The sequence below is a fragment of the Humibacter sp. RRB41 genome (assembly GCF_022761015.1).
Lineage (GTDB): Bacteria > Actinomycetota > Actinomycetes > Actinomycetales > Microbacteriaceae > Humibacter.
Genome location: NZ_JAKWJQ010000009.1, coordinates 15,044 through 29,069 on the forward strand (window position 1 = coordinate 15,044; position 14,026 = coordinate 29,069).

The 14,026-nt window shown below is 68.0% G+C and carries 15 protein-coding genes; 5 read left to right on the forward strand and 10 right to left on the reverse strand.

All coding sequences use genetic code 11. The features are described 5' to 3' along the window. Positions 1–9 precede the first annotated feature (9 nt). The 4 genes from MJ603_RS17630 to MJ603_RS17645 form a co-directional block, all read right to left on the reverse strand. Positions 10–648, reverse strand: coding sequence for an FMN-dependent NADH-azoreductase (locus tag MJ603_RS17630; protein ID WP_243065071.1), 639 nt, complete (start codon positions 646–648; stop codon positions 10–12). Positions 649–770: 122 nt separating this feature from the next. Further along, positions 771–2,171, reverse strand: a complete 1,401-nt coding sequence (locus MJ603_RS17635; protein ID WP_243065072.1) for an LCP family protein — start codon at positions 2,169–2,171, stop codon at positions 771–773. Between the two features lie 76 nt (positions 2,172–2,247). Beyond that, positions 2,248–2,697, reverse strand: coding sequence for a hypothetical protein (locus MJ603_RS17640; protein WP_243065073.1), 450 nt, complete (start codon positions 2,695–2,697; stop codon positions 2,248–2,250). Between the two features lie 20 nt (positions 2,698–2,717). Continuing rightward, complete coding sequence (locus tag MJ603_RS17645) at positions 2,718–3,014, reverse strand: helix-turn-helix transcriptional regulator (RefSeq protein WP_243065074.1); 297 nt, start codon at positions 3,012–3,014, stop codon at positions 2,718–2,720. 66 nt (positions 3,015–3,080) lie between these two features. Between MJ603_RS17645 and map the strand changes: the two genes are divergently transcribed. Then, positions 3,081–3,845 carry a type I methionyl aminopeptidase gene (gene map, locus MJ603_RS17650; protein ID WP_243065075.1) on the forward strand — a complete coding sequence of 255 codons (765 nt, stop codon included), beginning with the start codon at positions 3,081–3,083 and terminating at the stop codon, positions 3,843–3,845. 46 nt (positions 3,846–3,891) lie between these two features. After that, a complete protein-coding gene (locus MJ603_RS17655; RefSeq protein WP_243065076.1) occupies positions 3,892–5,097 on the forward strand; it encodes a hypothetical protein in 1,206 nt (401 codons plus the stop codon). Between the two features lie 13 nt (positions 5,098–5,110). On the opposite strand, the gene MJ603_RS17660 is transcribed toward MJ603_RS17655, so the two are convergent. Further along, positions 5,111–5,668 carry a hypothetical protein gene (locus MJ603_RS17660; protein WP_243065077.1) on the reverse strand — a complete coding sequence of 186 codons (558 nt, stop codon included), beginning with the start codon at positions 5,666–5,668 and terminating at the stop codon, positions 5,111–5,113. Positions 5,669–5,775: 107 nt separating this feature from the next. Between MJ603_RS17660 and MJ603_RS17665 the strand changes: the two genes are divergently transcribed. Both MJ603_RS17665 and MJ603_RS17670 read left to right on the forward strand, forming a co-directional pair. After that, on the forward strand, positions 5,776–6,126 hold the full coding sequence (locus MJ603_RS17665) for a UBP-type zinc finger domain-containing protein (protein ID WP_243065078.1): 351 nt from the start codon (positions 5,776–5,778) through the stop codon (positions 6,124–6,126). Positions 6,127–6,229: 103 nt separating this feature from the next. Continuing rightward, the gene (locus tag MJ603_RS17670) at positions 6,230–7,414 is read left to right on the forward strand and encodes an MFS transporter (protein WP_243065079.1); all 1,185 of its coding nucleotides are present in this window, start codon (positions 6,230–6,232) and stop codon (positions 7,412–7,414) included. Here the strand turns inward: MJ603_RS17670 and MJ603_RS17675 are convergent. After that, a complete protein-coding gene (locus tag MJ603_RS17675; protein WP_243065080.1) occupies positions 7,386–7,781 on the reverse strand; it encodes an SRPBCC family protein in 396 nt (131 codons plus the stop codon). The two genes, MJ603_RS17670 and MJ603_RS17675, sit on opposite strands and share 29 nt — an antisense overlap. A 4-nt stretch (positions 7,782–7,785) precedes the next feature. Then, positions 7,786–9,204 carry an HNH endonuclease signature motif containing protein gene (locus MJ603_RS17680; RefSeq protein ID WP_243065081.1) on the reverse strand — a complete coding sequence of 473 codons (1,419 nt, stop codon included), beginning with the start codon at positions 9,202–9,204 and terminating at the stop codon, positions 7,786–7,788. 171 nt (positions 9,205–9,375) lie between these two features. On the opposite strand from MJ603_RS17680, the gene MJ603_RS17685 reads away from it, so the two are divergent. Continuing rightward, on the forward strand, positions 9,376–10,599 hold the full coding sequence (locus MJ603_RS17685) for a DNA polymerase domain-containing protein (protein WP_243065082.1): 1,224 nt from the start codon (positions 9,376–9,378) through the stop codon (positions 10,597–10,599). A gap of 59 nt (positions 10,600–10,658) precedes the next feature. Here MJ603_RS17685 and MJ603_RS17690 read toward each other — a convergent pair whose 3' ends face one another. The 3 genes from MJ603_RS17690 to MJ603_RS17700 form a co-directional block, all read right to left on the reverse strand. Then, positions 10,659–12,401, reverse strand: coding sequence for an ABC1 kinase family protein (locus MJ603_RS17690; protein WP_374230961.1), 1,743 nt, complete (start codon positions 12,399–12,401; stop codon positions 10,659–10,661). Positions 12,402–12,404: 3 nt separating this feature from the next. Beyond that, positions 12,405–12,974: a PadR family transcriptional regulator gene (locus MJ603_RS17695; RefSeq protein WP_243065083.1), complete on the reverse strand. Its 570-nt coding sequence runs from the start codon at positions 12,972–12,974 to the stop codon at positions 12,405–12,407. 117 nt (positions 12,975–13,091) lie between these two features. Then, positions 13,092–14,024, reverse strand: coding sequence for an alpha/beta fold hydrolase (locus MJ603_RS17700; protein WP_243065084.1), 933 nt, complete (start codon positions 14,022–14,024; stop codon positions 13,092–13,094). Positions 14,025–14,026: the final 2 nt, after the last annotated feature.

A 14,026-nucleotide genomic window follows, 5' to 3' on the forward strand; every position in this document is an offset into this window, starting at 1 on the left:
ATCGCCGGATCAGATCGAGGCGGCGAGCTCGTCGACCCTCTGCTGAGCGGCCGACAGCTCCGCCTCGAACCGGTCGCGCTCATCGGCCATTCCCGCAAGCGTTCTGGAGAGCGTACGGCTGACCGTCACCACGTCGACGTCCATGCCGAGTGCCGTGCCCAGAATGATCTCGATCGGCGCGACGGTGTGATCCCATTCGGCGGTCGGAGTCCCCTCGTCGTAGGTGGCTCCGCGCGACGAGATGATCACCGCGTGGCGGCCCTTCATCGGCTGGGTGTCCCCGTCGAACAGCGCGGTACGACCCGGCACATGGATATCGTCGAGCCAGGTCTTCAAGGTCGAGGGGATCGAGTAGTTGTACATCGGCGCACCGACAACCACGGCATCCGCACCGAGCAGCTCATCGATGAGCCGGTTCTGCAGCGCCTCGGCCTCCGGGAAGACCGGGGACCCGCCCTCGCGCAGCCGCGCTGGCCAGTGCAGCGAGTGGTGCGGAAGGTGAGGAACGGGGTCGGCGACGAGGTCGTGCACGACGACCGAATAGTCGCCGCCGCGAGCACGCCAGGCGGCGGCGAACCGCGAGGTGAGCGCGCGCGACACGGAATCGCTCGGGTCGATCGATGAGTCCAGATGCAGCAAGAGGGGCATGATCCAACGCTATGGCACCGCGTGTCCCCGTCAGCGGGAGCCCGTCAGTTGTGTTCGCGGCTTCGCTGCTCAACAACTTTCGCTCGGCTCGGCAGAGCAAGCTCGCTCGGCTCTCGCTTCGCTCAGTTGTTTCCTTTCGAACAGGTCTGGGCTGCGGCGGTCTGACCCGTCACGTCCTCCGGGAGCACGGCGGGCGGTGCTGCCGACTTCGTCGGCTTCGGCGTGGACTTCGTACCGGAGGTGCTCGACCCGCTCGACGAGTTCGGGTCGACGGTCACGGCGGGCGGTACCGGGGCATCCGTCGATGTGACAGCTCCCAGACCGGTGCCGCCGGTGAGCTGGATCGGCAGATCGTTCTTGATGGCGGCGGTCAGCGCGTCGGCCGAGTTCTGGTCGGCGACCACCTTTCCCGGGTAGTCGGCGTCGGTGCCCACCGGATACTGCACGAAGACGATGTTGTCGAAGCTGAGATCCTTCGCCGCCATCGCGATCTGGTACAGCGTTGTGAGGTTCAACGTGTCGGAGGGATGCACGTTCTGCAACGTCGCCTTCGCGAGGCCCCAGACCTTGGCCGGGTTGGTCAGCGTGCTCTTGGTGAGCACCGTGCGCACCAGCGAGGAGAGGAAGACCTGTGTGTTGCTGATGCGGCCGAGGTCCGACCCGTCGCCCACGCCGTAGCGCGTGCGAAGGAACTCCGCGGCCTCTTTGCCTTCGAGGGTGGACGTGCCGTCCGGCAGGTCGAGGTCGGTGTGCTCGTCATGGATGCCGCCGTTCGTGATGCACACCGGCACGCCGCCGACGGCATTCGACATTGCGACGACGCCGTTGAAGTCGACCAGAGCTGCGAAAGGGATGTCGACGCCCGTGATCTGCTCGACCGTCAGCACGGTGCACGCCAGCCCGCCGTCGGACAGCGTCGTGTTGATGGGCTGGAACGACATCGCGCTGTTCCATCCGCCCTGCCCGTCCGGACACTTCGGTATCGGCGTCATCAGGTCGCGCGGAAAGCTGACGACGACCGCGTGCGTGTGATCCTGTGAGAGGTGGACGAGCATCGTGACGTCGTTGAGCCCCGCACCCGAGCTGTCCTCGGTGGTGCCCCACGCGTCGCCCTGGCCGGACCGGGTGTCGGATGCCGCGACCAGGATGTTCACGCCACCGTCGATCGCGCCGATGTCGGGAACCGACGCGACGTCGTTGTGGCCGACCAGATGCACCGACGGTTTCGCATCGCTCACCAGGTTCACTGCGGCGACACCGCCGATGCCGACGACGCTGGCCACCGCGACAGACGCGACGCACGCCACGACCTTGCCGAACGTCATCCACGGCTTGCGCTGCAGCCTGCCGTGACGGGCGATGCTCCGCAGCTCTCGACCGCGAGCACGGCGTGGTCTAGTTGTGGCCGGCTCGGCCGGAAGAGATGCCCGCGCCGTGGCATCCGATGCCGCGCGCTGCGCCTCGGTGCTTCCCCTGCGCGGCCCGGGAACGTTGCCTCGACGTGGGTTAAGGGATGGTGCCACCGGACCACCTTAGTGTCCGCCGAGCCCATGAACGGCAAGGGGTGTCTGATACTTTCGGCCAGGTGCTGACCGTGCGTCAGCTTCCCGGCTGCTCCAGCGACGTGCTGTGCGCATCGATGAGCCTGTCGAACCGGTAGTGCACCGTCGATCCTGGTGCAGGCGACCCCTCGCTGAGCCGGTACACGGAGTTGGGCTCGTCGGATGCCTGCTGCACGGCATCCTCTCCGTCGACCGCCGCGCAGATCACGCTCGCGTCGAACTCCTCCGGGTCCAGCTCCATCACCTGGCCATCGAAGCGCCCGCCGTGCAGCACGGCATGAAAGGTCGGTCCGGAGTCGAGGATGTCCGACAACTCGCTCCTGAACTCCTCCACCGTGACGGCGTGGTTGGCCCCCACCAGCAGTGCCATGCGTTCCAGCAGATCGCCGCGTTGCGACTCGGTCAGCGCCGAGACGCGTTCGACGAGCTCGCTGGCATCCAGCGCAGCGAGGAGCTGCTCGGGTGTCGCGTCGAATTCCTCGTCCATGGGGTCACGGTAGGTCGCCGTCACGCAATCCGGCGGCGACTCGCGGAGGTCGCTGCGAGCCGCACCGGCTGCGTCGGGTCGACGACCGACACCCACACCTCGTCGAGCGAGAGGCCGAGCACCGTCACGATGGCAGCGATCGTGGAGAACGACGGAGTCGCGACACGTCCCGTCTCGATCTTTCGCAGCGTCTCGGGCGAGATGCCCGCCTCGACCGCCACGTCAACCATCGACCGCTCGGCCCGTGCACCGCGCAGCAGCGCACCGAGACGCTTGCCTCGTTCGAGTTCGGAGGGCGACAGCGGCAAGCGGACCATGACCCAATGATAATACCGGGATAGTATTACCGGCGTACGCATCGCAGATCTGAAAGGGCGACCGGCGTGATCGAGATATTGAGCGAGCAAGAAGTTGTTCGCGCCCACGACAGCGGCCGATTCGTGGCGGACGTCCTGCGGACGCTGCGGGAGAGGACCGCAGTCGGCACGAACCTGCTCGAGATCGACGAGTGGACCGCACAGCTGATCAGGGATGCCGGCGCCGAGTCGTGCTACGTCGACTATGCGCCATCGTTCGGCAGCGGTCCGTTCGGGCATTTCATCTGCACCTCGGTCAACGACGCCGTGCTGCACGGTCTCCCTCACGACTACGCGTTGCGCGACGGCGATCTGCTCACGCTCGACTTCGCCGCATCGCTGGGCGGCATCGTGGCCGATTCCGCCGTCAGCTTCGTCGTCGGCAACACGGTCGACCCCGCCGATCTGCGCATGATCGAGTCGACGCAGCGCGCACTCGCCGCCGGCATCGCGCAGGCCGTTCCTGGCGCCAAGATCGGGGACATCTCCCGTGCGATCGAGACGGTGCTGAGCGGCGACGGCTATCCGATCAATCTCGAGTTCGGTGGTCACGGGGTCGGTTCGACCATGCATCAGGACCCGCACATCCCGAACGCCGGTCGCCCAGGGCGCGGCTTCCGGCTTCGCGAGGGACTGCTGCTCGCCATCGAGCCGTGGGTGATGGCCGACACCGCCACCCTCGTCACGGATGCCGATGGCTGGACGCTGCGCAGCGCGACGGGAGCCCGCACCGCGCACAGCGAGCACACGATCGCCGTCACGAAGAACGGCCCGGTCATACTGACCGCCTGACCTCTGCCGATCGCCGCTCTCCCACTCGCCGCGGTACCGTGACCGCATGCGCACCTCCCGACGACGGGATGCCTCGATGCCGGCACCGCGACGGGTCGCCCTCGCACTGCTGGCGGCGGTCCTGCTCACCGTGACCGGCTGCACGGCGGCCGACCCGATACCCGGCGCGCCATCCGCTTCGGCAGCCACTGCGAGCACGGTCGCGAACGGCTGGACCGAACTCTCACCGCCTGCGAAAGACGCACGAGTGGCGGTCTTCGTGCGCGTCGGCAAGCGGATGCTCGCGCTCGGCTCGAGACCAGGAACATCCGGCCGCACGCCTGCCGCCTGGTCCACCACCGATCTGCGAACGTGGACGCCGTTGTCCGTGCACGCTGTCACCGGATACGGACACGTCGCCGAGTTCGTGATGGCCGCTTCCGCCGGCGGACGAGTCTTCGCCTACGGCCAGGCCTTCGGCGGGGCGCACAGCAATCCGCGCCCGACCATGTGGGGCGGAGGCATCCGATCGCTGACGGAGCATGAGCAGCCGTTCACGATGTTCGGCGGCGAGGATGCCCTCGCGGTCAGTGCTGAGGCGGCGCACGGCAGCACCGCGCTGCTCGCCGGCTCGTGGCTCGGCGCGAGCGGACGGTACGGTGCGACGGTCTGGTTGTCGGCATCCGGTGGGATGTGGACGCGCTATGCGGATCTGCCGGGGCTCGCCTCAGACCCTGGCGAGCAGACGAGCGCCCTCGCCGCGGCGGGACGGACGGGCGGGTACGTGCTGGTCGGGGCATCTGCACACTACGAACAGTCGGGGCCGCCCAGCACACCGCTGGCCTGGCTCTCGGCGACCGGGCACAGCTGGGATCGCGTCGGGCTCCCGACCACGGAGAACTCGGAGGCGACGGCCGTGGCCTGCGGCGGCTCCGCCTGCACGATCATCGGCAGCACGCTCGCCTCGAGCCAGCACCTGCTCTGCTGGAGCATGAGCACAGACGGTCGTGCCACCCCGGCGACGGATGGCCCCGGCCAGGGACTCGTGCAGGTGACGGATGCCGCGCTCATCGCCGACCGCACCTGGATCGTCGCCGACGTCGACCACGTTGCGCGGCTCTTCACCGTGGGAACGGACTGCAGCGGCTGGACGAGTCTTCCGCTCCCGGTCGACGTCGAAGCCGCAGCGATCGGCGCGTTCGGCGACGGCGTCGTGCTGACGACTACCGGGTCGGGTGGAAGCCGACTGTGGGAGCGGCGCGCGAGCGACTGATGCCGCTTGTCGACTACTCGCCGTCTGGCGAAGCCGGTCGCTCGTGCTCGCCGTAGACGACATCCGTGATCGAGCTCACGAAGCTGGTCGCTCTTCCGCCGATCAGTTCCCATGCTCGGTCGACGCCGACGCCCACGAGCGCCACGAGCATCGCCGCCGCGACGGCGGCGCCGTTCGGTAGGTTCGGGTCGATCTGCAACCACACCCCGATCACCACCTCCACGATCGAGATGACGCCGAAGCCGACGACGAAGGCGAGTTGCCGCCATCCGTGCCGCGAATCGCGGCTGGAGACGACACGACGGATCGCCGCGGCCGTGAAGAGGATGCCGCCGATTCCTGCGACGAGGAGTGGAACGCGCAGGCCGATGCCGGGAATCAGCGCGAACAGCGCGACGATCAGGGGTGTGACGAGGGCCGTCAGCGCGAGCGACGACCGAGCTCGGTTGCGCACGCTCGCGTTCTCGCCGAACATGTCCTCACGCGAGACCGACGCGGCGACGAAGAGCAGCCCGACGAGCGCTCCGGATGCCCCGGCGATCGCCGCATAGAAGGCAGTGAAGTCGCCCATCGCGTTCCCCTCTCACGTTCGCCCCATTCTCCACCCCGCGTTCTGCACCGAGCGCGCGCACCGTTGTGCCGGATGCCGCGAGCGCGCTCCGGTGGCATCCTGAACCCATGAGCGAAGCAACGGGAATCGATACGGCGGCGCGCCCGAGCGGCGCAGGATGCCTGGAGTGCGGCGAGGACGACGGCTGGTGGTTCCACCTGCGCAGGTGCGCAGAGTGCGGGCATGTCGGATGCTGTGACTCGTCTCCCTCGCAGCACGCAACAGCGCACTACCGCGAGACCGGCCACCGCTTCATGCAGAGCTACGAGCCAGGTGAGGACTGGTTCTGGGACTACCAGACGGAAGAGATGGTCGACGGACCGAGACTCGCCGATCCGACGAGCCATCCCGACGATCAGCCCGCGCCCGGACCGGAGGGCCGTGTGCCGCCGGATTGGCAGCGTCACCTGCACGCATAGGCGCATGTTCGTCGCCCTCTGCGGCCTGGGCCAGGATGGAACCTGACCGAAAGGACCGGATGCACCGCGCACCGCACCGCATGAACACCCGCCCTGACGCGGCATGAAGCGCCTGCTCGTCCCGACCTCGGCACTGTTCTGGGGGCTGCAGTTCGCTTTCCTCAACCCGGTGCTCGCTCTGCTGCTCGTATCACTCTTCGACGCGTCCGCCGCGCAGGTCGGCTGGTCTCTCGCGATCTACAACGCGAGCGGCTTCCTGGCATCCCTGCTGATCCCTGCATGGGCGGACCGACGGGGCGAATACCTGCGCCCGATGCTGCTGTGCGGCGTGTTCACGCTGGTGCTCGCCGGTGCGCTGGCGGTGACCACGTCGCTGCCGGTGGCAGTGGTGGCACTCGTCGTGCTCGGCGGGCCGGCCGGAGTAGGCTCGTCTCTGCTGTTCGCGCATCTGAAGGCATCCGGCGCCCGACCGTCCGATGTGGTGAACACCCGTGCGGTCGTGTCGTTCGCCTGGGTGGCGGGTCCTCCGCTGGCGACGGTGATCATGGGCGCGCTGGGCAACCGGTCGATCTTGATCGCTCTCGCGGTGGTGGCCGTGCTCAACGTCGCGACTGCCCTGGTCACGATGGCTGCGCAGCGCGACGACGGCGAAGCACGCAGTTCACGCCAGGCACAGCCTGAGGACGACCGACCCGTGCCGCGTGCCGCGGTCATCGCCATCGTGATCGCGTTCATCGCACTGCAGGCCACCAACAGCGCGGCGGTCTCGGTGATGAGCCTGTTCGTCACCGACCGGCTCGGGCTGCCGCTCATCTGGTCCGGTATCGCGCTCGGTGTCTCGGCACTCCTCGAGATCCCCGCGCTTCTCGCGATCGGCCGCCTCAGCCGCAGGTTCTCCGGGAACGCGCTGGTCATCACAGGATGCCTGGCCGGCATCCTGTACTACACGGCCATGACCTTCGTCCGCGACCCCATCACGCTGATCGCACTGCAGGTGCTCAACGCCTGGTTCTTCGCCGTTGTCGCCGGTGTGGGGTTGACCATGTTCCAGCAGATCATCCCGCGTCCGGGGCTGGCATCCGGACTCTTCACCAACACCCGCCGCGTCGGCGCGATCGTGTCCGGTCCGATCATCGGATTCGGGTCCGCGACCGCGTTCGGCTACCAGGGCATCTTCGCGGTGTGTGCGGCACTCACAGTGGTAGCGCTCCTCATCGCCGAGATCGCACGACGCATCTCGCGGCGTGCGCAGCCCTCGCCTACGCGTCCAGCACGTCGCGCAGCCTGACGAGGTCCTCACCGACGAGTGCGGCGTCTCGCTCGAAGTCCTCGTCGGAGACACCCGGCAGTCGGTACAGCGTGAAGACGACCTCGCTGCCCTCGTCATTGCCGAGCACGCGAAGCGGGTTGTGCACGACTGACCCGTCGGGCAGGGTGACGTCGTGATCGAGCACCCCGAGCTCTACGGGGCCGACGAACGCGACCTCGACCTCTCCCATCGGTGAGTCCGTCACCCAGCGCTCACCGTCCTGGCGGATGCCGGCGCTCAGGCCAGCGGCCCACAGCGGGAGGTTCGCGGGATTCCCGGCGAACGCCGCGACCGCCTCGGGCGAGCGCTGGATGGACTGGGAGATGTGCAGGGCCGGCCACGTCATGCGGTCACGCTACCGGGGTCATCCGAGGCTTCCGTCTCTGAACGCCGACGGTTCGCCATATTCCACTCGGATCGATCCATCCCGGTGCGCGGACCTGCGGGACGCCGTCACGCATCCGCACTCTCCAGCCGCCCGAGTCGATCGACCGGTGGTGGAACCAGCACAGCGTGACACCGTTGTCGGTGTGCGTCGGCCCGCCTCGGGCGTGCTCCTGCACGTGGTGCACCTCGCACCACCCGGCCGGCACACGACACCCGGGGATCACGCACCCGCCGTCGCGCACGGCGATCGCACGGCGTTGCTGGGGTGTGAAACACCGGTCGGGTGACCACAACGAGAGGATTTTTCCCTCGCTGTTCATGAGCACCTTCTGGATGCCACCCGCGCACGCGAACTGCGTGATCGCCGCCATCGGGATCGGGTCGTCCACGCCGTCGATCCACCCCGCGCCACGGCCCGACACGAGGTCGGACTCATCGACCCGCACCAGCACTGTCGGGGCAGCACCGCCCATCGATGCCACATCAGCCGATCGGGCCGCAGCATCGATCAGGGACGCGAACGCGTCGTGCCGCTTCTGCGGCGACGTGCGATCATCATGCGCGTCCTGCTCCAACGCATCCTCGTCGTTGAGGAACACCGGCGACGTCTTCGGCGACACGACCGCAGCCAAAGCCGTCTCGAGCTTGCCGGAGATCTCCGGCATCAGTTCCATGCGGTAACGCACCAGACCGTCTCGAGTACCCAGGCGTACCAAGCCCCGCCGACGCATCGCCTCCTGCGCGTCCGGATCGACTCCGTCCGGGTCCAGCGCGACTCTCCACACGGCCGCCTGCACTCTCGTCTGGTCTGCGGTGAACCCACCGATGGCATCCGCCACCAGCGCTGCCTCGGCTGCGGCCCAATCCTCCGGGTTCGCGCGATCCCGCACGCCGCCTCCTAGTGCGAACACGATCGCACGGGCAGCGTCGTCGCCGAGCGCTCCAGCATCGATGGCTTCTGCAACCGCCGGAAACTTCGGCGGCAGGACCTCTCCGGTCAGCGCAGCACCCGGCAGCACAGCAGCGCCCAAGCTCACCCGTCGGGATGCTGTCGCCTCAGACACGCCCGTCACGCGGGCGATCAACTCGACCGGTGTTCGGCATCCCATCTGCGCGGACAACCGCTCAGACCCCGCACCCTTCGGGGAGCGCTCCGCGATCTCCGTCGCGCAGCGTATGCGAAGTGCATCCACCCTGCGCCCCAACGCTTCGACCGCACCCGTCACTGTGAGCAGCGCGTCATCGACCATGCCCGGAATCTCCGCCGGCGACACCCACCGGGCGAGCTCCTCCGCGAGGCGCGCCAACCCATCCACCACCGCTTCCACACCCGCGGTCGCGCTCACCGATGTCTCGGTGATGGGTGCGGTCGGGGTGGTCATGCAAGCAAGTCAAGCAGCACCCACCGACACTCCGAACTGGCCTCTGACCTGGTTATTAACCCTGTGGAGAACCTCACGGACCGGTCTCATGTGGAGGACAAGGTGCCCTGCTTTCTCATCAATCCCCCCACATTCCCTCCGAACCCCGCTCCCCGCGATTACCGTGACCCCATGGCCACGTCGTCGAAGTCGGAGACGTTCCTCGAGGTCGACGGGCACGAGGTGCGCATCTCCCATCCGGACAAGATCGTGTTCCCTGAGCCAGGGCTGACCAAGCTCGATCTCGCGCACTACTACGTCGCCGTCGCGGACGGCGCGCTGCGAGGTGCCGGCGGGCGGCCGATGGTGCTGAAGCGCTTCGTGAAGGGTCTGTCCCAGGAGCCGTTCTTTCAGAAGCGCGTGCCCGACGGGCATCCGGACTACATCGACACCGCGACGCTGCACTACGCGAGCGGCACCTCGGCCGAGGAGGCCGTGCTGCGCAACGCCGCCGGCCTGGCCTGGGTCTCGAATCTCGGATGCCTCGACCTCAACCCCCACGCGGTTCGCGCCGAAGACCTCGAACATCCCGATGAGCTCAGGGTCGACCTCGACCCCATGCCCGGCGTCGATTGGTCGCAGATCGTCGACGTCGCATTCGTGGTCCGCGATGTGCTCGACGACCACGGCCTCGTCGGCTGGCCGAAGACGAGCGGATCTCGGGGTCTGCACATCCTCGTCCGCATCGCACCCCGGTGGAGTTTCACCGACGTGCGCCTCGCAGCCGAGACTCTCGCCCGCGAGATCGAGAACCGCGCACCGGGCCTCGCGACCGCCCGCTGGTGGAAGGAGGAGCGAGGCGAGAGCGTGTTCGTCGACTTCAACCAGAACGCGAAGGATCGAACGGTGGCATCCGCCTACTCGGTCAGGCCGTTGCCGGATGCCCGCGTATCGACGCCTCTCGACTGGAACGAGGTGCGCACGCGTCGCCCCGACGAGTTCACCGTGCCGACGGTGCTCCATCGGTTCGCCGAACGCGGCGACCTGCATGAGGGCATCGACGACGCGATCGGCTCGCTCGACGCACTTCTCGCCCTCGCCGACCGGCTCGGACCTGCGGAGAAGCCGCCGCCGACGGGAGACGGCGCTGGGCGTCGCGCGTCGACGATGCCGCTCATCGAGGTCGCACGCACGAAGACGAAGCCGGAGGCGCTGGCGGCACTCGAGCGGTGGAAGGCGGAGCATCCGGATGCCGCGGCCGACCTGCATCCTGCCGACGAACTCGTCGATGGGATGCGCGGCTCCAGTTCGCAGTGGTATCGCGTGCGGATCAACCTGCAGCACGTGGCCGAGGCGGAGCGCCCCGAGCAAGAAGCGCTGATCGCCGACTACGACCCGTGGGCGGGGAGAGCGTAGGTGGGGCGGGTCTCGATACGCGTCCGCTGCGCGGGCGTTACTCGACCGGCAGAGTGGCGTCAGCGACCTCGGCCCACGCCCCCGACGACGGCGTAACCCAGCGGCAGCGCCGAAACGCACATCAGCACGATGCCGAGCGGCAGAACGTGTGGAAGCAGCAGCACGCCGCCGATCAGGAGTCCCGCGAACAGCACTGCGCCGACCGCCCGACGGACGAGGCGCTCGAGACGGCTGAGACGGCGATCGATCGCCGGCGTCGCCACCGTGACGGTGCCCTCGTTGATGCGCGTGATGAGCGCATCGATGCGTCCGGGCAGACGCACGGCGATGCCCGCGATCGAGACCGCTTCTTTGGCGACCGACGCGATGACGTTGCCGCTCTGCTCGCGCAGCAGCCGGGACGCGTAGGGCTCGATCGCATCCCAGACGTTGAACTCGGGGTCCAGTGAGCTGCAGACACCCGACGTGAGTGACATCGAACGGATGACGAGCAAGAAGTTCTCCGGCAGCTGCAGCGGCAGCGAGCGAACCACGGCACCGAACTCCTTGCCGAAGTCGCGGAACTCGCGCTGATCGACCTTGCGCAGCTGCGCGAAGCCCATGCCGCCGAAGCGATCGAAGAGCTGCGACATGGCCCGTTCGAGCTCGGCCGTGTCGGTGGTGGGCAACAGGATGCCGACATCCTGAATGCTTTCGACCAGACGCCGCCCGTCGCGCGCCGCCACCGCGACGAGCAGGTTGCGCAGGCCGTCGCGCAGCTCGTCAGTGACCTCGCCCATCATGCCGAAGTCGACGAAAGTGAGCCGCCACGCCGGGCCACCGGGGTCACCTGATGCGCCGGCGATCGGCGTCACGAAGATGTTGCCGGGATGCGGGTCGGCGTGGAAGTATCCGTTGCCGAACAGCTGCTCGAACATCACCTCGGCGAAGACCGATGCGACCTCGGTCGGGTCGATGCCCGCCGCGCGCAGTCCGTCGACGTCGTTGATCTTGATGGCCGTCACATCCGACAGTGTGAGCACACGTCTGGACGTGCGCTCCCACACGACCTCCGGCACGGCCACTCGCTGGTCGCCCACGAACATCTCACCGAACCGTTCGGCGCCGGTCGCCTCGTGCAGGTAGTCGATCTCCTCGAGACTCGTCTTCGCGAACTCCGCCACCAGGGCGCGGGTGTCGACGTGATCCGAGACGATCCGCAGGTGGCTGAGCCAGCCCGCGACCCGGCGCAGGGCGGAGAGATCGACGTCGACGATCGCCTGGATGCCCGGCCGCTGTACCTTGACGACCACCTGTTCGAAACCGCTGTCGGCGGCATCCAACGCGGCGAGCCGTGCCCGGTGCGCCTGTCCGAGCGATGCGGCGGCCACCGGAGACTCATCGAACGACGAGAACGCCTGATCCAGCGGCACCCCGAGCTCCGCCTCCGCGAGCTGACGGATCGACGCGAACGACGCCGGCGGCACCTCGTCCTGCAGCCCCGCAAGCTCCGTGGTGATCTCCGGCGGCAGAACATCGAGCCGCGACGACAGGAACTGGCCGACCTTGATCATCAGTCCGCCGAGCTCGACGGCCAGCTTGTGGAAGCGCTGCGCGATGCGCGTCAACCGCGCGGCCCTCCCGCGCTCGGCCACACGCGCGAGTCCCACGCCCGGCAGGAGGATCTCGAACCACCACGTCTGCACGAGGTAGCGCAGCGCGAACCGCATGATGCGGCGGTAGCGGGCGCGGGTGTCTCCGCTTTGGGCCGTCGCGGGCGCTTCGGGGATCGATCGTTCTCGAGTGGCGGGGGCAGACGGCATCCGTCAGTCCTGAGCGAGGATGGTGTAGATCTTGCGGCGGGCGTCGTCGAGCACCGTCACCGCCTCGTCCACCTGCTCGGGAGTACCGGTGCGCCTGACCTGCGCGGCGGCCTGCGCCAGCGCGACGCCCGCCTTCGGCAGAGGCCCCATGCCCAGCATGTCGCCCTGACCGGATGCCTCCCACGGCGCTGCGCGGCCGGCGGCGGCATCTGCTTCGGCCTGTCCCGCTTCGGTCAACGAGTACGTCTTGCGGCCGTCGGCCGCTTCGGCACTGATCAGTCCTTCGTCGGCCAGAAGCTGCAGCGTCGGATACACGGACCCGGCGCTCGGCTTCCAAGCGCCGCCGCTGCGCTGCTCGATCTCGGCGATGATCTGGTAGCCGTGCATCGGCTTCTCTGCCAGCAGCGCGAGCACCGCGGCACGCACGTCGCCGCGCGCGACGCGCTGTCCGACGCGCTGCTCGAACATCGATCGAAGCTGGTCTATCGCCTCCCCGAGGTGCGGGCCGTAACCCCCGCGACCGCCCTCGAACCCTCGGGCTCCGAAGCCCCCGCCTGTGGATGAACCGCTCATGATGACCTCCCAGGTCTCTGAGGCTCTACCGAGTCCCGACGATGCATCACGATATATCGCTGGGCCGGAGTTGGGTAGGGGATATCCATGCTCACAGCGGTTCGGGAGCCGGCAGGGTCATCCGACTCGATCGATGAAGGCGATGAGCGCGGCAGCGACCTCATCAGGTTGTTCGTCGGGAATGAAGTGTCCGGCCCGCGATACCCGAATGCCCGACGCATGATCGGCCCAGGGAGCGAGGGATGCTCCCATGTCGGGGATCGAGCCGTGACTGCTCGAGATGCCGAGCACCGGCAGTGACAGGTGCCGGGCATCCAGTGCATCGATGTTCTTGCGAGCCGACTCCGCCGCGTGTCGGTAGAACGCCAACGAAGCGCCGAGGGCCCCCTCGGCGGCGAGCGATGCGGCATAGTGCTCGATCTCGCTCTCATCGAAGGTGTCGGGTGAGAGCGTCTTGGCTTTCAGGAACCAGCGGACGTACTCCGCCTCCCTGCCCGCCAGCAAGACCTCGGGCAGCTCCGGCACGAGATGGAAGGCGAAGTGCCAGGTCTTCCACGCGCGTTCCGGGTCGGTCGGAATCGAGTCGGGGAGCGTGATGCCCGGGATTCCGGCGTCCAACAGCACGAGGCCCGCGAGATCATCTTCATGGGTCAGCGCGAGCGAGAAGGCAACCCACGCACCGATGTCGTGACCGATCAACCAGTACTTCGACGACCCGAGTGCGTTGACCGCAGCGTGAACCTGGTCGGCGACGGTGTGGGTGTCGTAGCCGGCACCGGATCGCCCTGAATGACCTTGACCTGGGAGGTCGATGGCGATCACGTGAAAGCGCTCGGCCAGAGTCGGCATCACGTTGCGCCACGCCCACCAGGTTTGGGGAAATCCGGCAAGCAGCACGACGGTCGGCGCCGTCGCGATGCCGCCCTCGACCGCGTGCAGTGGGATGCCCTTCGCATCCACCCAGCGATGAGCGAAGCCCGCCATCTGCTGAAGTGGCAGCTCGGGCACAGGGTTCAGCGCGGTGGGGAGATCGAGCGCGAGTTCGGTCATGA